19 protein-coding genes are annotated in these 18,627 nt (G+C 56.4%); 8 read left to right on the top strand and 11 right to left on the bottom strand.

Going from position 1 to position 18,627, the window contains the following annotated elements:
* The first annotated feature begins 51 nt into the window (after positions 1–51).
* The 6 genes from SMB34_RS19170 to SMB34_RS19145 all read left to right on the top strand — a co-directional run bounded on the left by SMB34_RS19170 (position 52) and on the right by SMB34_RS19145 (position 5,417).
* Complete coding sequence (locus tag SMB34_RS19170) at positions 52–675, top strand: hypothetical protein (protein WP_037992427.1); 624 nt, start codon at positions 52–54, stop codon at positions 673–675.
* A complete protein-coding gene (locus tag SMB34_RS19165; protein WP_037992426.1) occupies positions 672–1,304 on the top strand; it encodes a hypothetical protein in 633 nt (210 codons plus the stop codon). The genes SMB34_RS19170 and SMB34_RS19165 overlap by 4 nt, the downstream gene beginning before the upstream one ends.
* A 144-nt stretch (positions 1,305–1,448) precedes the next feature.
* A complete protein-coding gene (locus tag SMB34_RS19160; protein WP_240478878.1) occupies positions 1,449–2,330 on the top strand; it encodes a hypothetical protein in 882 nt (293 codons plus the stop codon).
* Positions 2,331–2,670: 340 nt separating this feature from the next.
* Complete coding sequence (locus SMB34_RS19155; protein WP_037992424.1) at positions 2,671–3,774, top strand: zinc ABC transporter substrate-binding protein ZnuA; 1,104 nt, start codon at positions 2,671–2,673, stop codon at positions 3,772–3,774.
* Positions 3,752–4,429: a DUF1007 family protein gene (locus tag SMB34_RS19150; protein WP_240478877.1), complete on the top strand. Its 678-nt coding sequence runs from the start codon at positions 3,752–3,754 to the stop codon at positions 4,427–4,429. Before SMB34_RS19155 ends, SMB34_RS19150 begins: the two co-directional genes overlap by 23 nt.
* Positions 4,392–5,417, top strand: coding sequence for a nickel/cobalt transporter (locus tag SMB34_RS19145; RefSeq protein ID WP_037992489.1), 1,026 nt, complete (start codon positions 4,392–4,394; stop codon positions 5,415–5,417). The genes SMB34_RS19150 and SMB34_RS19145 overlap by 38 nt, the downstream gene beginning before the upstream one ends.
* Positions 5,418–5,472: 55 nt before the next feature.
* On the opposite strand, the gene SMB34_RS19140 is transcribed toward SMB34_RS19145, so the two are convergent.
* The 4 genes from SMB34_RS19140 to SMB34_RS19125 form a co-directional block, all read right to left on the bottom strand.
* The gene (locus SMB34_RS19140) at positions 5,473–5,907 is read right to left on the bottom strand and encodes a DUF7282 domain-containing protein (protein WP_156962717.1); all 435 of its coding nucleotides are present in this window, start codon (positions 5,905–5,907) and stop codon (positions 5,473–5,475) included.
* Positions 5,908–6,039: 132 nt separating this feature from the next.
* Complete coding sequence (locus SMB34_RS19135; protein ID WP_037992422.1) at positions 6,040–6,771, bottom strand: anti-sigma factor; 732 nt, start codon at positions 6,769–6,771, stop codon at positions 6,040–6,042.
* The gene (locus tag SMB34_RS19130) at positions 6,768–7,322 is read right to left on the bottom strand and encodes a sigma-70 family RNA polymerase sigma factor (RefSeq protein ID WP_037992420.1); all 555 of its coding nucleotides are present in this window, start codon (positions 7,320–7,322) and stop codon (positions 6,768–6,770) included. Before SMB34_RS19130 ends, SMB34_RS19135 begins: the two co-directional genes overlap by 4 nt.
* Before the next feature lie 141 nt (positions 7,323–7,463).
* Positions 7,464–8,333, bottom strand: a complete 870-nt coding sequence (locus SMB34_RS19125; protein ID WP_037992418.1) for a LysR family transcriptional regulator — start codon at positions 8,331–8,333, stop codon at positions 7,464–7,466.
* Between the two features lie 124 nt (positions 8,334–8,457).
* Between SMB34_RS19125 and SMB34_RS19120 the strand changes: the two genes are divergently transcribed.
* Complete coding sequence (locus SMB34_RS19120; RefSeq protein WP_037992417.1) at positions 8,458–8,688, top strand: DUF1127 domain-containing protein; 231 nt, start codon at positions 8,458–8,460, stop codon at positions 8,686–8,688.
* A gap of 397 nt (positions 8,689–9,085) precedes the next feature.
* Here SMB34_RS19120 and SMB34_RS19115 read toward each other — a convergent pair whose 3' ends face one another.
* Positions 9,086–9,955 (bottom strand): LysR family transcriptional regulator, encoded by an 870-nt coding sequence (locus tag SMB34_RS19115; RefSeq protein WP_037992416.1) that lies wholly within the window; start codon positions 9,953–9,955, stop codon positions 9,086–9,088.
* A gap of 151 nt (positions 9,956–10,106) precedes the next feature.
* Here SMB34_RS19115 and SMB34_RS19110 point away from each other — a divergent pair, with 151 nt between their 5' ends.
* On the top strand, positions 10,107–10,340 hold the full coding sequence (locus tag SMB34_RS19110) for a hypothetical protein (protein ID WP_037992414.1): 234 nt from the start codon (positions 10,107–10,109) through the stop codon (positions 10,338–10,340).
* 1,249 nt (positions 10,341–11,589) lie between these two features.
* Here SMB34_RS19110 and SMB34_RS19100 read toward each other — a convergent pair.
* The 6 genes from SMB34_RS19100 to SMB34_RS19075 form a co-directional block, all read right to left on the bottom strand.
* The gene (locus tag SMB34_RS19100) at positions 11,590–12,231 is read right to left on the bottom strand and encodes a bifunctional 4-hydroxy-2-oxoglutarate aldolase/2-dehydro-3-deoxy-phosphogluconate aldolase (RefSeq protein ID WP_007090845.1); all 642 of its coding nucleotides are present in this window, start codon (positions 12,229–12,231) and stop codon (positions 11,590–11,592) included.
* Positions 12,232–12,253: 22 nt separating this feature from the next.
* Positions 12,254–13,192, bottom strand: coding sequence for a glucokinase (glk, locus tag SMB34_RS19095; protein WP_037992412.1), 939 nt, complete (start codon positions 13,190–13,192; stop codon positions 12,254–12,256).
* A complete protein-coding gene (edd, locus tag SMB34_RS19090) occupies positions 13,192–15,030 on the bottom strand; it encodes a phosphogluconate dehydratase (RefSeq protein ID WP_037992411.1) in 1,839 nt (612 codons plus the stop codon). The genes glk and edd overlap by 1 nt, the downstream gene beginning before the upstream one ends.
* A 5-nt stretch (positions 15,031–15,035) precedes the next feature.
* On the bottom strand, positions 15,036–15,830 hold the full coding sequence (gene pgl / locus SMB34_RS19085) for a 6-phosphogluconolactonase (RefSeq protein ID WP_051682426.1): 795 nt from the start codon (positions 15,828–15,830) through the stop codon (positions 15,036–15,038).
* Positions 15,831–15,834: 4 nt separating this feature from the next.
* Positions 15,835–17,340 carry a glucose-6-phosphate dehydrogenase gene (gene zwf, locus SMB34_RS19080; protein ID WP_007090841.1) on the bottom strand — a complete coding sequence of 502 codons (1,506 nt, stop codon included), beginning with the start codon at positions 17,338–17,340 and terminating at the stop codon, positions 15,835–15,837.
* 149 nt (positions 17,341–17,489) lie between these two features.
* Positions 17,490–18,620 (bottom strand): ABC transporter ATP-binding protein, encoded by a 1,131-nt coding sequence (locus SMB34_RS19075; RefSeq protein ID WP_037992410.1) that lies wholly within the window; start codon positions 18,618–18,620, stop codon positions 17,490–17,492.
* Positions 18,621–18,627 lie beyond the last annotated feature (7 nt).

Raw genomic sequence — 18,627 nt, 5'->3', positions numbered from 1 at the left:
GCACTGTCGCCGGGGACGGGATTTCACCCGCTTTTCTTGCAGGAAACAGCCATGGGACTTTGCCTGTTTATCAATCCGATCAAGGGGGCCGGGGATGATTTGCCCGATGTGGGTGATCATGCGCCCGACATCGCACAGATCGATCATTACGACCTGAGCGATATCGATCTTTCACCCTATGCCGCCCTGATGTTACCCGCCCATCTTGATCAGCGGTTTTTCGGGACGCTGACAACCAAGATCGAGGGGTTCCTTGCCGACGGCGGGACGCTTGTGTTCAACGGGCATGTCGCATGGCCAATGTTGCCGGAATTCCAGACCTTTGTTCCGCTTGAAAACCAGTCGCTTGAAAACCTGATCATTCATCGCCTTGCCGATCACCCGGTTTTCGAAGGTGTGGATACGCATCATCTGACATTCCGGCGCGGTGTGGCGGGGTTTTATGCCCGCGGTTACAACCCGCCGCCCAAGGGCGCGATTGCCCTGCACGGGGTTGGCCCGGACCGGCTGCCGTGCGACTGGATTTATCATCGTCCCGAAGGCGGCCGCATCCTGATGCATGCAGGCAATGATTTATGGATGTATGCCGGATCAGAGGACAGCACCGCACGGATCGTGCCGCAGCTTTGCCAGTGGGCCGGTAGCGGCGATAGAGGACAGGAAGCTGTATCATGACCCATAGGATCGCAGCCCTTGATAGCGGGACCTATTACCACCACAGAACGCTTTATGAACCGCGCTATCGCGACTTTTTCGATGGTGTGATCTATACCCGCGAACTCGGCGATACGGTGCTTGAGGATTATGACACGCTGATTGTGTCATGCCGTACCGATCCGTCCGTGTTGCGGCCGCATCGTGAAAAATTCAGGCAGTTCCTTGAAAGCGGCAGAACACTTGTCATCATGGGATCGACCGGACCGGCGGAATGGATTTCGGGGATCGAATGGCATTTCACCCCGACCAATTTCTGGTGGTGGAAAGAAGGCGGCAGCCTTGGCCTTCACGTAACCGCGCCCGATCATCCATTGTTTGATCACATCACGCTGGCCGATGCGACGTGGCATCATCACGGACATCTTATCGTGCCTGATGGTGCGGTATCGCTGATCGATGTCGGTGATCTGGGATCGGTTCTTTATGACGACACGGTCACCACGCCGGGCCGGATGATCGTCACCACGCTGGACCCGATGTATCATCACGGCAGCCATTTCATGCCCGCGACCACACGATTTCTCGATGGCTTCCTGCCATGGCTAAAGGGCATGAAGCCATCCTCGACAAGACGCCCGCAACATTAACGATATATAATATTCAAAGGACGTCCCTTTAACATCGCAAAGCACGCCCAATATACATCGTAGGCTGAGCCTCACGTGATCTTTATATGGGCGAATGTTTTGAAAATCCTGCGTTTTGCATTTTGGGTCGTTTGTGTTTGCCTTTTGCTCCAGGAAACCGCACAGGCCGATACCAGAACCATCAAAATGGCCTTCCCCGAGGGTCTGAAGAAATTTTTTGCCTATGAATTCGGCGTCATCGAAATGGCGCTGGACCTGTCGGGCACTGATTACGTTATGGATATCGAGGAATTAAAAGGCGCGACACAGTCACGCATAAGCGAAATGCTGTTGGCCGGTGATATCGATGTGATGTTTGCCGGTTACAGTGCAGAGCGTGAAAGCAGATTTCGCCAGGTCAATATTCCCATCACGCGCGGCATTCTGGGGCACCGTGTTTTCATGGTCAAAAAGGACCGGGCAGAGGCGCTTAGGAATGTCGAAACCCTGGACGAATTGCGCCAGTTCTGCATCGGGGTGGGGTCCGACTGGCCCGATGCCGACATCATGGAAGATAACGGTTTCTGTGTTGAACGCGGCCCGCGCAACAACCTTTGGGAAATGCTGGAAAACAGGCGATTTGATGCTTTAACCCGTGCCGTTCACGAAGCCTATCGGGAATTGCCCGCAATTCAGGCGCAATATCCGGATGTGGTTCTGAATGACACCGTCATGCTGGTTTATCCGTTCGACTTTTTCATCTATGTGAACAGGAAAAACAGCGCCCTGTGGCAAACCATTACAGACGGGCTTCTTGAAGCGTATCGAACCGGTGCCTTCATGGAACATTTTCACAATGCCCCGGCGATTGCACGCGCCCTTGATGCCCTGAAAACAGAACGGCGGCACGTTTTCAACATCGAAAATACCATCATGAGTCAGACGACAAGAAACATCGATGACCGTTTCTGGCTGAACGTTTCTGATTTGCATACCGATCGCGAGACCGGCACCCCGGATCTGAAATGTCCTCCGTGCCGGATGTAACATCCCGGCAAGATATTTTAACCGGCCCGAAAATATGGAACCGCCTTCGATGCGGATTGTTTCTTGCCGGTTCAAATCGCATATGGCAGCCGCATCATTACCATTCCCCAACATTTGTTCTGCAATGAAATCGGCAAAAATGCGTCTTCAACTACGGATGCGGATTTTTCGTTACGAACACGAAACTCACTTATTTTGATCAATAGAAAACATCTATTAGGATCAAAAACACCCCCGCCGGATCAGGGATGTAATTATCGCTTGACGAAACGTTATGATATAACATAACAAACATATCCTCACCGATTACCCCATCCCTGTTCCCAACCGGATTGATATCATGCCCCTCTCAAGCCTTCGCAGCACCCTGCTTGCCCTGCCGTTGCTTGCCCTGCCATTTACGGCACAGGCGGCAGAAAATCCGTCGGTCGTTGTTTCGATCAAACCGATCCACGGTATCGCCAGTGCGATCATGGCAGGCGTTGGCAAACCGGCTCTGCTGATTGATGGCGCGTCCTCGCCGCATGCCTATTCGCTACGCCCCAGCGAAGCCCGCTCGCTTCAGGAAGCCGATCTGGTGATTTATGTCTCCCACGGCCTTGAGGGCTTCCTGAAAAAGCCGCTGGCAACCCTGTCGGGCAGTGCCCATCAGCTTGAACTGGCTGATATTGACGGCCTGACCGTCCGGGCAATGCGCGAAGGTGGTGCATGGGAATCGCATGACCATGATCACGAAGGTCACGATCACGCAGACCATGAAGACGAAGGTCATGAAGACGAACATCATGACGAACATGGTCATGACGAACATGGTCATGACGAACATGGTCATGACGAACATGGTCATGACGAACACGCCCATACCGAAGAACACGATCACGATCACGCCCATGAGGGTGAAGAAGGTCACCATCATGACGAAGAAGGTGCCGACCCCCACATCTGGCTTGATCCGGCCAATGGCGCAGCCATCGCAACTGCAATTGCCACCGAACTTGGTGAAATCGACCCGGCCCATGCAGGCACCTATCAGGACAATCTGAAAAAGTTCCTTGCCAGCCTTGATGCACTTGGGAATGATCTGGAAACCCAACTCGCACCGGTTCGCGAAAAGCCGTTCGTCGTTTTCCATGATGCCTATCAGTATCTCGAAGCGGGATTTGGCCTGAACGCGGTTGGTTCGATTACGGTTTCACCGGAACAGAAGCCCGGAGCAAAGCGCCTGCATGAGATCGAAGACAAAATCCGCAACAGCAATGCCGTCTGCGTCTTTGCCGAACCGCAATTCCGCCCGGCCATCGTCGAGGCCGTGGTTGCCGATACGGGCGCGCATATCGGAACGCTTGACCCGCTGGGCGCGGATATTCCGGCGGGACCGGATGCCTATCAGAACATCCTGCGCCAGAATGTGGGCGCACTGGTTGACTGCCTGTCGCAGCCCTAAAAACCTTGCCGCCGGCATGCTCGCATCCGTCCTTTGGGCCGGATCGGGCATGCCTGCATCGGCCCATCCGCATGTCTGGATCGATGCCGATGCACAGATGGTTTTTGAAAACGACAAAATCACCGCGATCCGGCTGCATTGGGTGTTTGATGATCTGTTCAGCCTGACCCTGATCGACCAGTTCGACAAAAATCACGATTTGCGATTCTTTGACGCAGAAAACACCGATGTTCACGACAATGCCTTTGCATTGCTTTCCGAAGTTTCCTGGCTGACCCACCTGCGCCGGAACGAGGAAATCGTGACATTTGCCGACGCAACGGACTTCAAGGCCGATATCACCGATGATCGCCGGGTAAGCTACGATTTCACCCTGACGCTTAAAGAACCGCTTGATCCGATAAAAGATGCGATTGCCCTATCGGTCTATGATGCGGAATTCTATATTGATGTTGCCTTCACCCAGGTCGATCCGATCCTGTTTCGCGGCAACCGCCATCTCAAATGCCACTATGAAATGAGCGAAGATGAAAAGAACCGCATCTATTTTGATCTGGTTTCGCCAATACGCGCCGACCTTGCCTGCGAAAAACAGGTTGCGGATGCCGGCGCTGATCATGGCCTTTCTGCTGGCGATTTCGTTTCTGCCGAGTAATCAGGCGTTTGCGCAGGCCAGCAACCTTCTGGGTCGTGGCACAAGCAGCGAACAGGCCCCGAATGCCCCTGATCAGACGCCACAAAATGATGGCGAAAGCCTGATCAGCCTGCCCGGCTGGCTATCGGACATTGTCGGTCAGGTGGTGGTGATCCAGACACAGCTTAACCGGCAAATGACCGCAACGCTGCGCGACGCCAAAACCGGCGATGCGTGGTGGCCCGCATTGACCATCATTGCCCTTTCATTCGCCTATGGCGTGTTTCATGCCGCGGGGCCGGGCCACGGCAAGATGGTCACCACCACCTATTTCCTGTCACGCGATGCCGGCTGGAAACAGGGTGTCGCCATGGGCAGCCTGATTGCAGCCGTTCAGGCGGTGACGGCGATTGTCCTTGTCGGGTCGCTGACCCTGATCCTTAATCTCGGCCCGGCGGCGGTTACGCAAAACGGACTGGTACTGGAAGCCATATCCTATGCCCTGATTGCCGGGCTGGGCGGATTGATGTGTATCCGCATCCTGCAGGGACGTGATGATTGTTGCGATCACGGCGGGCATGATCATCACCATCATGATCACACCCATCATCATCATCATCATCATCATGATCATGCACACCATCATCACGATCATGACCACAACCACACCATCACCAAATCCCGCTGGCAGATGATTGCGGGCGGGATCGTGGTTGGCCTGCGCCCCTGCACCGGATCGATACTGGTGCTGCTGTTTACGCTGGCCAACGGGTTGTTCCTGATCGGGGTTGCATCGGCCTTTGCCATGGCGCTCGGGGTGGCGCTGACCATCAGCCTGATCGGGTTGGCGGCCATCGGCATTCGCACCGGCACCCAGCATCTTTTCACTGTGTCGGAAAGCACTTCGGGCTGGCTTCGTCGTGGGGTTGGCCTGGCGGGGGCGGCGTTGATTACCCTGTTTGGCCTGTTGCTACTGCTTTCGGCCGCGCGGCAGCTTGGCTGGCTGTAAAAGGTAACGGCCCGCAAGCAACCTTGCGGGCCGTTTGATTTAAAGGGTGACCCAATTATTCCGCGGTCACGACCTTCATCACCAGTTTGCCATCCGGCTTGATCGGGCCGTCTTCCTTGGCACCCAGCGTATATTCGAAATAGCCGGTTTTCATGCCGCCCTGTTCGGAATGGATCATCAGCATCAGCATCTCACCGGATTTGACCGGTTCCTGCAAAATGGCAGTAACGTCCATATTCTCGCCCTTTTTAAGCGGCGCATAACCGACAACCGGGCCCGGCTTCATTTCGGAATCGGTGCGATGCACCACCAGCCAGCCATTTTCACCGGCCATGATTTTCGACGCACTGACGGTTCCGCCCGAAACATCCTGATCCATCGCCTCGACCATCGGCCCCATGGCGTTGGCCGCCGCCGGAATGGCGACGCTCAAGGCACCGGCCATCAAAGCCCCACCGAAAATACCGACCATTTTCTTGGTCACCAGCATGTGAAGTCTCCTTGTCTGTTAAACCGGGACGGGCTGTTTGCTGCCGTCCGCTCGTGTCGCGCTGTGTTGCGCACATCGAAGCTACGCAGACCAGACAGGCCGGGTTTCAGACCGGGAAACTTTTTTTTGAAATCAGTGTTCGACCGGGATCAGGCGGCCATGAATGGCAGGCCCCGTCGGACGCCCGGTTGGCGAACCGCCCTCGGGTTCCAGACTGATGCCAAAGGTCGCATCGCGCAGCAGGGCCGGATCAAATTCCCCCAGCGACCGGGTCGTCGGCACGGATGCGTTTTCAAGCAAGCCCAGCGATTTTGGGGTCGGCCCCAGCTGATCGGATGCGATCCACAACTGATAGGTCTTGCCTTCGGGCAATGTCGCCGAAACCGGGCGGATGATCACCGCACGGGTATCCAGATCAATACTCATGACAAAGGCGGGCTGGGTATCGTCACGGTGAAACACGGCGACAAATTGCTGATCCTGAACCGGGGCGGCAAAATCCGATACCAGAACCGCCACCATCAGACTTGCCGCCAGTGCGCCGGTGGCAAATGTCCCGATCCGCCACCGGGCAAGCTTGCGTTTCAGCAGATCGATCTCAACAATATTATCCGCCTGCACACGCGACCTCTCGATCCGGGCCCCTTCAATACGGGCACGAATGGCCGGAAACAGGTCGCGCGATGGCATTTCTGCGCGGTAATGTGCATTTAACGGCGACAGGCGTTTTTCCCAATCGGCAATCGCCGCATTCAGTTCCGCCTCATTTGTCCGCCGTTCATCGACAATGCGGTGCATGTCGGGATCAAGCGTTCCCAACACATATTCCGCCGCCAGCATGTCGATATCTTCCCGGTCGGTCATGATCCGAGGCATTCCTTCAACTGTTTCAGGCTGCGATGCAGCCATGTCTTGATCGTGCCGACCGGCTGGGCAAATCGTTCTGCCAGTTCGGCACGCGAAAATCCGTCCAGATAGGCCAACCTGACCATTGTGCGACGCTCATCATCGAGCCCGCCAAGGCAGATTTCAAGCTGGCGCAGGTCATCATTGCGTTCGACATCATCGGCAGCCGACAGATCGTCATAATCGGCCAATTGGTCGATATCGAAATCATCCACCACCACCTCATGACGCTTGTCACGACGCAGCGCATCAATCGCCCGATTCCGCGCAATCGTTGCCATCCAGGTGATGATCGACGCACGCCCCGGTTCAAAATCCCCGGCACGTTCCCAGACCTTCACATAGATTTCCTGCAGGATATCCTCGCTTTGGGCCCGGTTCTTCAAGATACGCAGGACAATGCCGAAAAGTTTCGCCGATGTCGCATGATAAAGCTGCCCGAAAGCGCCCATGTCGCCATCGGCCGCACGCGCCAGAAGCTGCTCCAGATCCCGGGTTGATGTCCCCATGCCATCCGCCAATTGACGTCCGCCGCCACCCTGCGGCGAACCGATGTATCATTTTTTCGGGATGATTGATCCCGAGCCATCAATTGATACGTGCGGATTGGCAAGCTTGATCAGTTTTCCGGTCACAAACAGCTGTATCATTCAGCATTTATACCGGTCGGGGATGGCTTCGGTTGCCTTGATCAGGGCATCCATCACCATCCGCACCGCCGGAGAGCGGCGAATATCGGGATGCACGACCAGCCAGACCGGCTTGCTGAGTTCATTGGTCACGTCATCGGTGACAAGTTCCAGCCTGTCATCCTCGTCCGCCAGATAACGCGGCAGAAGGCCAAGCCCGTATCCCGCCGCAACAAAGGCCAGCACGGTCTGGGTATCGTCGGATTTAACCCGCATCGGCAATTGGCGGTTAAGCTGTTCCCATACCCAGCCCTGCTGATAATCGCCAAAGCTATTGCGCCCGTCGGCACAAAATTCCCAATCCTTTTCCGGCACAGTGGCAGTGTAACCGCGCACCGCGTAAACCGCATATCTTATATCGGTCAGCTTGCGCGCAATCAGCCCGCTTTGATCCGGGGTTGCCATGCGCACCGCCACGTCGGCCTCGCGCCGCGCCAGATTGGCAATCACGCTGGAACCAAGGATTTCATATTCCAGATCGCGCTGGTCTTTCAGAAGTTCGGCAAGGCGCGGCGCAAACAATATCCGCCCCGCGACTGGCGGCACGGCAATGCGTACCACACCATGCGCGGTTTCATCGCCACGCGCCTGACGTTCAAAGGCAAGAACATCTTCCTCGATCTTTGTCGCAACCGGCACAAGATTTTCTCCGGCATCGGTCAATGACCATCCCGTTCCCAGCCGGTCAAACAGCCGCGCCCCGACATCCTTTTCAAGGGCCTCGATCCGCCTTGCGACCGTGGTGTGATCCTTGCCGAGCTTTCGGGCAGCACCGGAAAGCGTGCCTTCGCCTGCCAATACGACGAAATATCGCAGATCGTTCCAGTTCATGATGCCTCATCCAGCTTGCGCAAATTTGCACAATCATAGCGCATTTTATCGGAATTACATGATATTTATGCGCATGTCATGATCACGCCATATCAAACGAAGCCCCAAACAAGGAGATTTCGACATGGCTGTCTCCCATCATATCGAATGCGATACCAATGTCCGGCTGAACCGCCCCTCGCGCCCCTCTCGCCCCACCGTGTCGCACATTGTGACAACTGCGATTGATGCCCTGCTGGCCGCTTATAAACGCCATCAAAGCCGCGCGGCACTTCATCGGCTATCAGATCATCAACTGTGCGATATCGGGCTGAAACGCAGCGAAAGCGGGTATGTATCCCGCGACAATTATTAAAAGATTCAAGGCGGTGCCTGATCAGGGTTCCTGACCCTTTCATTCTGGCAATCGACACGCTTTGATATGCCTCCCTTAGAGCACGTCGCATTTAATCTGTATCATTTTGTTTGTTTTTGGCGAACCGTTTGGCAAGGCACAGCGTGCAGAGCGATGCGGCGCATCGGTCAAACGGTGTAACGCCGCGAAACGTCGCCAAAAACAAACCCTTCGGGCCGTGACAGTCTTCCGCCCCACTGCGTCAGGATCCTTGACCGTAGCCCCGCTACGCTCTGCGGATCTTTCCTTGTGCGACAGAAGACTGTCTTCGGCAAAATGGTGCAGATTAAATGCGACGTGCTCTACGCAGCAAAAGAGATCCCGCGCAGATACACAGCACGGGGTCTCTTTTTGTTTTTCAGACCTGAAATTCTGCCGAAATGCTGTCGGCGGCCTTGATCAGGGCATCCATGACAAGCCGCACACCGGGGGACCGGCGCATATCGGGATGCACCACCAGCCACGCGGTTTCGCGGCTTTCGCCCGCCGTATCGGCCCGGATCAGTTCAAGCCGGTCGTCGCCATCGGCAAGGTAGCGCGGCAACACCCCGACCCCATGCCCGGCCGCGATGAATTGCCGCACCGATTCCGTATCATCGGCCCGAAACCGGCAGGGCAATTCCCGCCCCATGATATTACGCACCCATTCCTTTTTGGCCGCCCCATAGGACGTGTCCTCGTACCCGCAGAATTCCCAATCCTGTTCGGGGACGCGGTCACGATATCCGCGTGCGGCATAAAGACCGACCCCCAGTTCGACCAGCTTGCGTGTAATCAGGCCCGGTTCGCGCGGGGTAATCATGCGCACCGCCAGATCGGCTTCCCGCCGGGCCAGATTGACCACGTTGGACGCACCGATAATTTCAAATTCCAGACCCTTATGCGCGGTCAGCAATTGCGCCAGACGGGGCGCAAACAAAACCCGCCCCGCGACCGGGGGCACGGATATCCGCACCACACCGTGGGCGGCTTCATCGCCCCTGGCCTGCCGTTCAAAGCCAAGCGCCTCTGCCTCGACCCGTTCGGCCACCGGCACAAGGTTCTGCCCCGCAGCCGTCAGTTGCCAGCCGCGCGGCAGGCGATCAAACAGCTTGGTCCCCACCGCCTCTTCAAGCGCCTCGATCCGGCGTGCCACAGTCGTGTGTTCCTTGCGCAACCGTCGCGCAGCCCCGGAAAGGCTGCCTTCTTCGGCAAGGATCAGGAAATAACGCAAATCGTTCCAGTTCATGTACTTGACCAGTCCATATGATCGGGCCTTGGCAGTTCCGGTTATTTTTGCACATTAAATCTGCAAAACAACCAAATTCCCGTTTTATTTTGCATATGAGAGGATCAGGTCATCAACAGAACACGACCTTTTGGAAAATCAGGAGGACATCATGGCCTATCAGCCCCCGACCAAAGCACAGAACTTCGACATCCGCACCGACCCGATCGCCAATCGCGTCCCGTTTGGCCGCCTGATCAACAAGATCGCAAGCTATTCGCTCGACGCCCGCAAACGCAAAAACGAACGCGAAGTGATGGCGCATCTCAGTGACGATCAGCTTCGCGATGTCGGCCTGCAACGCACATTTGACGGCAACCAGTGGCGCGTCACGCGCATTGTCTGACAACCGTCCCTCGCCGCCACCAGCAAACAAAAGGGAGCCCACACCGGGCTCCCAAACCGCTGACACAGCCCTCCCAACCGGCAAGGCCCTCCCAACCAGATCGTCATTCCCGCGAACGCGGGAATCCAGTCTCTTTCAGCGGGGCATGGATTCCGGGTCTGCGCTCCGCTTCGCCCGGAATGACGGCTTTGATCAATCGCTAGGCCAGCCCATCAACAAACCAGGCAACCCCGGACCGCTGACAAAGCCCTCCCAACCAGATCGTCATTCCCGCGACGGCGGGAATCCAGTCTCTTTCAACGGGGCATGGATTCCGGGTCTGCGCTCCGCTTCGCCCGGAATGACGGCTTTGATCAATCGCTAGGCCAATCCAGCCAACCAACCCCGCTGCCCCCGGCATCACCAAACGCCACCGAACGGACGGACCACGCCCCGGACGGACCAAGCTGCCCCGAACAAGCACCCGCCGCCCTCGGTTGACGCCGCAAACGCACCTCACCCCAAGGGCAACAACGTTGCCGCATGGCAGACACACAAATCCCGCCATCGATGACCGGCCTTTCGGCATGTCCGACGCACCATCGGCCCGCTGACAACCGATCCTGCCAGCCGCTCCCCGCCAGCCACCCCGGCCAGCCGACCCCGTGCCGATCCAATCCGGGCGCAATTCGGGCCCTCTGATTCTCGGCATTGTCACGCTTCACCGACCGGACTAGCCCCGGACTGAACCGGACCGAACCAACTTGGCTCCGGCTATCCCTGCCCCGAACAAACGCCCTTGCCCCAAGGACACATCTCTCCCGTCATGATAAACACCCGTTTTTCGCAAATTTCCGACGGCCTCACGGCCCGGACGCACCATCGCCGTAATGGCTTTTCCATGCGCCAATGATGCTCCTTTGGCGATACCGCCCCCGCCATTGCGGCCTTTCAGATCGTTGCCCTGTCATCGTCTCATTCCTGTTTTTGCCGCCCGAAACGCAAAAAACCCGCAAAAGCGAATCACGCTTTGCGGGTTTTGTCTCCGGACCCATTTGTCCTGTTGACTTTATCTTTATGCCACAACGAAAAGAACAAATCAAGAACTTTTTCTAAAAAAATCCGGAAAAAGTTCCCAGAAAAGGCTCAGTACAGCGAGAAGACCATATTTATCAATGCTTTGGGCATGATCATCCTATTCCCCCGCCAAAGCCTTCATCGCAAAAGGAGCCCGAACCGGGCTCCTTTTGTGGGTGTTTATCCCGGCCAATCAGCCACGCAATTCGGCAACCTTGTCAGTCGCTTCCTGTGCCAGGCGGGTGATGGTGGCCCAGTCACCGGCCTTGACCGCGTCCTTGGGGGCCACCCATGAACCACCCACGGTGATGATGTTTGGCAGGGCCAGATAATCGCCAAGATTTGCCAATGACACACCGCCGGTCGGACAGAATTTGACCTGCGGCAGCGGCCCGGAAAGGGCTTTGAGCATCGAAACACCGCCCTGCTGTTCGGCGGGGAAGAATTTCAGCATGTCGTAGCCATGTTCAAGCAGATACATGATCTCGGACGGGGTTCCGGCCCCCGGGAGCAACGGCACGCCGGTATCCTTGGCCGCCTTCAGAAGGCTCTTGGTATGGCCGGGCGACACGGCAAAGGCACAGCCGATTTTTGCCATGCGTTCCATTTGCTTGGCGTTGATCACCGTGCCTGCACCGGTAATCGCATCTGGCACTTCGGCGATGATGCGTTTGATGCTTTCTTCGGCTGCGGCACTGCGCAGGGTGATTTCAAGCACCGGCAAACCACCGGCCACCAGCGCCTTTGCAAGCGGAACGGCATCATTGGCGTCTTCGATCACCAGAACCGGTACGACCGGGGCCTTGGACAGAATTTCGCGTGACGAAAGGCTCATTGGGTATCCTCCAGTTTATCGGTCAGGCCGTCAAAATCCTGGCACAACCGATCAGGGCCGGGTATTTCGCCGTCATCAGGCGCACCGGCACATCATTCATCAAATCATGGAAACGGCCTTTGGCGATCATACGATCCTTAAGGCCGCTTTGTTTCATAAAACCGGCAATGCGCGGACCAATGCCGCCGCCGATAAACACACCATCAAACGCGCCAAGCGTCAGGACCAGATCACCGGCCACCCCGCCCATGAACAGACAGAACCGATCGAGCACCTTAAGGCAAAGCGGATCGTTTTTCTGCATGGCATTTTCAACGATTTCCGCCGCACTAAGCGGTGTGACGTCGATCCCGTCAATGGCGGCAAGCGCACGATAAAGGTTTTCAAGCCCCATGCCCGACAGGATACGTTCCGCCGACACACGGCCCAGTTCGGCACTCAGGAATTTGACGATTTCATAATCAAGATCATCGACGGCGGGCAGTGACACATGGCCGCCTTCGCCCTGGATCGGAATCCAGTGATCGTCATGGCGCAGAAGCCCCGAAACGCCAAGCCCGGTGCCCGCTCCGATCACCGCCAAGGGCAATCCCGGACGGCCCGGACCATCAAACAGCGTGATCAGGTCTTCGTCGCCAAGATAAGGCACGGACATCGCAAGTCCGGTAAAGTCATTGACCACCACCAGACGATCAAGACCAAATTCGGCCTTCAGCGCATCCTTGGAAAATACCCACGGATTATTGGTGAATTTGATGATGTCTGCGGATGCCGGGCACGCTACGGCAACCGCAAATTCATTCAGATCCGCACAATCGGTTTTCACCATGAAATCGCGCATGGCATCGCCGATGGTCGCATAATCGCGGACCGGCAATGTCATCGGTGATTGCGGATCGCCATTATCGTCAATCCAGGCAAAGCGGGCGTTGGTACCGCCGATATCACCAACCAGCCGCATTATGCTACCTCGACCTCGACAGCCCCCGGAAGCACCGCACTGGCCCCCATTTCGGCCAGCCCGACATGTTCGCGGAACACACCAAACAATTCACGACCGAAACCGGTCTGATGTTCGGCCTTGTTATCAAAGGTCGCAAAGTCGCGCTTGGCCAGTTCGGCCTCGGTCACGTTCAGGATCAGCTCGCCGGTTTCGGCATCCAGACGCACGATATCGCCGTCTTTGACCTTGGCGATCGGACCGTTCATCATGGCTTCGGGGGTGACATGGATTGCCGCCGGGACCTTGCCCGACGCACCCGACATGCGGCCATCGGTGACAAGGGCCACCTTGTAACCAAGGTCCTGCAACACGCCAAGCGGCGGGGTCAGTTTGTGCAATTCGGGCATCCCATTGGCCTTCGCCCCCTGGAAACGGACAACACAGACAACGTCGCGATGCAGTTTGCCGTCCTTGAACGCCTGCATCATTTCTTCCTGCGAGGTAAAGACCGCCGCCGGGGCTTCGATCACGCGGTTTTCCGGCTTCACCGCCGATACCTTGATCACCGAACGGCCAAGGTTGCCCGACAGCATGCGAAGACCGCCATCGGTGCTAAACGCCTTTTCGGTCGGGCGCAGGATTTCCTCGTCATGGCTGGTGGCCGGGGCATCGCGCCACGACAGTTTGCCATTATCCAGATACGGCTCGGTGCCATAGGCCGCCATGCCACCGGTATGGATGGTCTGAAGATCAGGATGCAGAAGACCGTTTTTCAGAAGGTCGCTGATCACAAAGCCCATGCCGCCCGCGGCATGGAAATGGTTCACATCGGCCTGCCCGTTCGGATAAACGCGGCACAGCAACGGCACAAGTTTCGACAATTCATCGAAATCTTCCCAACGAAGTTCGATACCCGCCGCACGGGCCATCGCCGGAAGATGCAGGGTGTGGTTGGTCGACCCACCGGTCGCAAGCAAACCGATGATGCCGTTCACAAATGCCTTTTCATCGAGAATTTTGCCAACCGGACGATAATCATTGCCAAGCTTGGTGATCTGAAGCGCACGACGGGCGGCTTCTTCGGTCAGGGCATCACGCAGATCGGTGTTTGGATTAACAAACGCCGCACCGGGCAAATGCAGCCCCATGATTTCCATCAGCATCTGGTTGGAGTTCGCCGTACCATAGAAGGTACAGGTCCCCGGGCTGTGATAGGACGCGGTTTCGGCTTCAAGAAGCTCCTTGCGACCGACCTTGCCCTGTGCATAAAGCTGACGGATGCGGGCCTTTTCATTGTTCGGCAAACCGGACGGCATCGGACCGGCTGGCACAAACACCGCCGGGATGTGACCATAGGCAAGTGCACCCATCACCAGACCCGGTACGATTTTATCGCAGACACCAAGATAAAGGGCCGCATCGAACACATCATGCGACAGCGATACCGCCGTCGACATCGCGATCACATCGCGCGAAAACAGCGACAGCTCCATCCCCGGACGGCCTTGCGTCACGCCATCGCACATGGCGGGCACGCCACCGGCAACCTGTGCGGTTGCCCCGGCTTCGAACACGGCCTTTTTGATGCGGTCGGGATAGACGCCCAGCGGCTGATGGGCGGACAGCATATCGTTATAGGATGTCACGATGCCCAGATTGGCACCTTCGTCACCATTGATGCGTTCCTTGTCCGCCGCACTGCAGCCCGCAGACGCATGGGCAAGGTTGCCGCATGACAGCGATGATCTGTGCGGGCGGTCGGACGCGGCGGCTTCGATCCGTTCCAGATATGCCTCGCGGGTCGGCTTGGAACGTTCGATGATGCGTTTGGTAATCTGTTCTAATTCACGTTTCATGGGGTTCAGCCTTTCGGGTTCTCGGCGCTCCACCACAGATCGACGGGGATGTCAGTCTGCTGCAAGATTGCGCGAACCGGCATTTCTTCGATCTCGGTGCCGTTTTTCGCGGTTTCAAAGGTCGACCATTTGGATTGTCCGGTAATATGGATGCCAATATACCGGGCATTAAGGATGGCGGGCAAAGTCATGCTGATGCGCGGGACCGGGGATACGGTCGGGCGCGCGGCGGCAACCAGTTCGCCATGGGCGGGATAAAGTCCCTTTTGCAGGGCATCAGGCGCGGATGACGGGAACAGGGATGCCGTGTGGCCATCATCGCCCATGCCCAGATACACGATATCAAGCGGCCAGTTCAAATCGGTGCGAAGGCGGCTTGAAACCGTTGAAATTGCGTCTTCGGGATTGGCATCGCCGGTTTTCAGCGACACAAAACGCGCATGCTGGGCCTCGTTGATCAGGAAATGATCGCGAACCAGCTTTTCGTTCGACTGATCGTCATCCAGCCCCACCCAGCGATCATCGCCAAGGGTCACGGTGACTTTTGACCAGTCGAGTTTGACGGTCGACAGTTTTTCAAAAAGCGGTTTGGGAAAACGTCCACCGGCCACCGCCATGCTGGCATGGCCGCGGGTGGCAATGGCGAATTCAAGGCGTTCCACGGTTTCCTTGACCATGGCCGCAAGCATGTCATCGCCGCTTTGGAAAATGCGTTCGTTTGTCATGTCTTCGTCCAGAAAATTGGGAACCGGTTCATCGTCACGCAAGGCCGCCATACCAAAAGGCAAGGCGACCCGCATGTCATCAGAACCCGGCTTCTTCGTTCCAGGTCCGGCCGTCACGCTCGATCAGCGCAATGGCCGCCGAAGGCCCCCACGTGCCGGAGGTATAACCCTTGGGCGTGATGTGATTGCTTTGCCATGCTTCCTGAATGGCATCGACCCACTGCCAGGCAATGTCCTGCTCATCACGGCGAACAAACAGCGTATTATTGCCATCAATCGCATCGAGCAGAAGACGTTCATAAGCATCCGGGCTTCGACCACCGAACGCCTCGGCAAAGGACAGGTTAAGCGCCGTCGGACGCAGGCGCACAAGCCCCGGCCCCGGATTCTTGGTATTCAGAACCAGATGAATGCCGTCATCAGGCTGCAAACGCAGAACAAGGCGGTTGGCCTGATAATTGGTCATGGATTTTGCCAGCGGGAAAATCTGGTGCGGCACATCGCGGAACTGGATGACAATTTCCGAATGACGTTTCGGCAAGCGTTTACCCGTCCGCAGATAGAACGGCACACCAGCCCAGCGCCAGTTATTCAGTTCGGCCCGGATGGCAACGAATGTCTCGGTGGTGCTGTCGATATTGGCACCTTCTTCTTCAAGGTAGCCCGGGACTTCCTTGCCACCGACGGCACCGTTGCGGTACTGGCCGCGCACGGTGGCACTGTCGATATTGGAATCGTTGATCGGTTTCAGTGCCTTGAGCACCTTGACCTTTTCATCGCGCACCGCGTCCTGATCCAGAACATGCGGGGCTTCCATCGCGACAAGGCAGAGTAGCTGCAACATATGGTTCTGAACCATGTCGCGCATCGCACCGGCATCGTCATAATAGGACCAGCGCCCTTCGACGCCGACTTCCTCGCCAACCGTGATCTGCACATGATCGATATGCGCGCTGTTCCACAGCGGTTCGAACATGGCATTGGCAAAGCGCAGGATCAAAAGGTTCTGCACCGTTTCCTTGCCAAGATAATGGTCGATACGGAAAATCTGGTGTTCTTCGAAGACTTCGCCGATCTGGCCGTTGATTTCACGGCAGCTTTCAAGATCGTGGCCCAGCGGCTTTTCAAGCACAACGCGGGAATTCGGCGTTACCAGACCGGCTTTCTTGAGGTTAAAGGCCATATCGGCAAACAGCGACGGGCTGGTCGAGAAATAATAGACGCGGTCGCGATCCGGCTGATCGGAAAGCTTTTCATGCAGGATTTTAAACCCGGCCTCATCCCCGGCGGATACCTGAACATAGGCGATGCGGGCTGCAAACTTTTTCCAGACCTTGGCGTCAAATTCGCCTTTGGGAATGTATTTCTTTCCGGCTTCTTCAAGCTTGGCGCGGAATTCTTCGTCGGAATGTTCGCTGCGTGATGCACCGAAAATACGGGTGGTATCGTCAAAACGCCCGGTACGTTCCATTTCGTAAAGTGCGGGGAAAAGTTTGCGTAACGCCAAATCTCCGGTCCCACCGAAAATCACGATATCAGCGATACGATGCTTCAGCCGTTGGCGCTGCGTCGTCGTTTGTGTCATCTTGCCCTAAGCCTTCCAAGCGAACTGCTTTGCTCTCACTCGTTTCCTCCCCGTCGTAAAGGTGGGATCCCGAACCCGAAGGGCTCTGGCAAACGACCGGGCCACGGTATTTACCGTGTTGGCAGGTGCCGGGTTTCCCCCGCCACCGCCTATCCTGTTGCCAGCTGGGCTCTGAGCGGTTCGTAATCCACATCAAGGCGCCGTCTGGCTTGTCCGTTCTGATCGAACAGATAGCAATCTTCCACCCGGGCATGAATGCCGATGGATGATCCTGTTACAATTGCCGTATCACCCGTGACACGGGCAACAAACAGTTCGTCCCCATCGGCCTGCACATAGACGAGACCCGCCTCGCCCAGATGTTCAACCACTTCGACCGTTCCTGACAGCATTGCCGTGTCCTGATCGGCAAGGCTGCAATGTTCCGGTCTGATGCCCACTGTTACACGATCTCCGGCGTCAAGACCACTGCCATCAACAGGCAGCGTCACCTCTTTACCGGAATCCAGTTTAACCGTAACAGTTTGTTGCGAAACCCCCATCACAACCGCCGGAACAAAGTTCATTTTAGGCGACCCGATGAAGCCCGCAACAAATTGATTTTGCGGGTGATGATAGAGTTCAAGCGGGGTCCCGACCTGTTCGACCGAACCGGCCCGCAAAACCACGATCTTGTCGGCCATTGTCATGGCTTCGACCTGATCATGCGTCACATAAATCATCGTGGACTTCAATTTTTCATGAAGTTTTGTCAATTCGATGCGCATTTGCACGCGCAAACCGGCATCAAGGTTCGACAGCGGTTCATCAAACAGGAAGACTTTCGGCTTGCGTACAATCGCCCGGCCAATCGCCACGCGCTGACGCTGCCCACCTGAAAGTTCCTTTGGCTTGCGGTCCAGCAATTCTTCAAGTTGCAGCACCCTGGCCGCAGCCATCACGCGTTCGCGTTGTTCGTCCTTGGTTCTTTTCGCAAGATCAAGGCCGAACGCCATGTTTTCATAGACCGTCATATGCGGATAAAGCGCGTAGGACTGAAAGACCATGGCAACACCACGATCCTTTGGCGCCCTGTCATTGACGATCTCGCCACCAATGGAAAGTTCGCCGTCGCTGATATCTTCCAGCCCGGCAATCAGGCGCAGCAAGGTTGATTTGCCACATCCCGACGGGCCGACAAACACACAAAACTCGCCATCGCGGATGTTCAGATCGACACCATGAATGGTTTCGATTGGACCGAAACGTTTTTTAACCTGCTTAAGAACCACTTCCGACATGCGGGTT

The sequence above is a fragment of the Thalassospira permensis NBRC 106175 genome (assembly GCF_000714555.1).
Classification (GTDB): Bacteria; Pseudomonadota; Alphaproteobacteria; order Rhodospirillales; family Thalassospiraceae; genus Thalassospira; species Thalassospira xiamenensis.
The sequence above is the reverse complement of the archived record's forward strand: the minus strand, read 5'-3'. Positions and strand labels throughout refer to the sequence as shown.

Excerpts from the sequence above, each read along its gene's own strand:
- edd (WP_037992411.1), bottom strand. The coding sequence starts at position 15,030 with ATGAAACGTGAATTAGAACAGATTACCAAACGCATCATCGAACGTTCC.
- SMB34_RS19155 (WP_037992424.1), top strand. The coding sequence starts at position 2,671 with ATGCCCCTCTCAAGCCTTCGCAGCACCCTGCTTGCCCTGCCGTTGCTT.
- SMB34_RS19130 (WP_037992420.1), bottom strand. The coding sequence starts at position 7,322 with ATGGGGACATCAACCCGGGATCTGGAGCAGCTTCTGGCGCGTGCGGCC.
- SMB34_RS19140 (WP_156962717.1), bottom strand. The coding sequence starts at position 5,907 with ATGCTGGTGACCAAGAAAATGGTCGGTATTTTCGGTGGGGCTTTGATG.
- pgl (WP_051682426.1), bottom strand. The coding sequence starts at position 15,830 with ATGCGGGTCGCCTTGCCTTTTGGTATGGCGGCCTTGCGTGACGATGAA.
- SMB34_RS19075 (WP_037992410.1), bottom strand. The coding sequence starts at position 18,620 with ATGTCGGAAGTGGTTCTTAAGCAGGTTAAAAAACGTTTCGGTCCAATC.
- SMB34_RS19100 (WP_007090845.1), bottom strand. The coding sequence starts at position 12,231 with ATGAGCCTTTCGTCACGCGAAATTCTGTCCAAGGCCCCGGTCGTACCG.
- glk (WP_037992412.1), bottom strand. The coding sequence starts at position 13,192 with ATGCGGCTGGTTGGTGATATCGGCGGTACCAACGCCCGCTTTGCCTGG.
- SMB34_RS19145 (WP_037992489.1), top strand. The coding sequence starts at position 4,392 with ATGGCCTTTCTGCTGGCGATTTCGTTTCTGCCGAGTAATCAGGCGTTT.
- SMB34_RS19165 (WP_037992426.1), top strand. The coding sequence starts at position 672 with ATGACCCATAGGATCGCAGCCCTTGATAGCGGGACCTATTACCACCAC.
- SMB34_RS19110 (WP_037992414.1), top strand. The coding sequence starts at position 10,107 with ATGGCCTATCAGCCCCCGACCAAAGCACAGAACTTCGACATCCGCACC.
- SMB34_RS19135 (WP_037992422.1), bottom strand. The coding sequence starts at position 6,771 with ATGACCGACCGGGAAGATATCGACATGCTGGCGGCGGAATATGTGTTG.
- SMB34_RS19125 (WP_037992418.1), bottom strand. The coding sequence starts at position 8,333 with ATGAACTGGAACGATCTGCGATATTTCGTCGTATTGGCAGGCGAAGGC.
- zwf (WP_007090841.1), bottom strand. The coding sequence starts at position 17,340 with ATGACACAAACGACGACGCAGCGCCAACGGCTGAAGCATCGTATCGCT.
- SMB34_RS19120 (WP_037992417.1), top strand. The coding sequence starts at position 8,458 with ATGGCTGTCTCCCATCATATCGAATGCGATACCAATGTCCGGCTGAAC.
- SMB34_RS19170 (WP_037992427.1), top strand. The coding sequence starts at position 52 with ATGGGACTTTGCCTGTTTATCAATCCGATCAAGGGGGCCGGGGATGAT.
- SMB34_RS19115 (WP_037992416.1), bottom strand. The coding sequence starts at position 9,955 with ATGAACTGGAACGATTTGCGTTATTTCCTGATCCTTGCCGAAGAAGGC.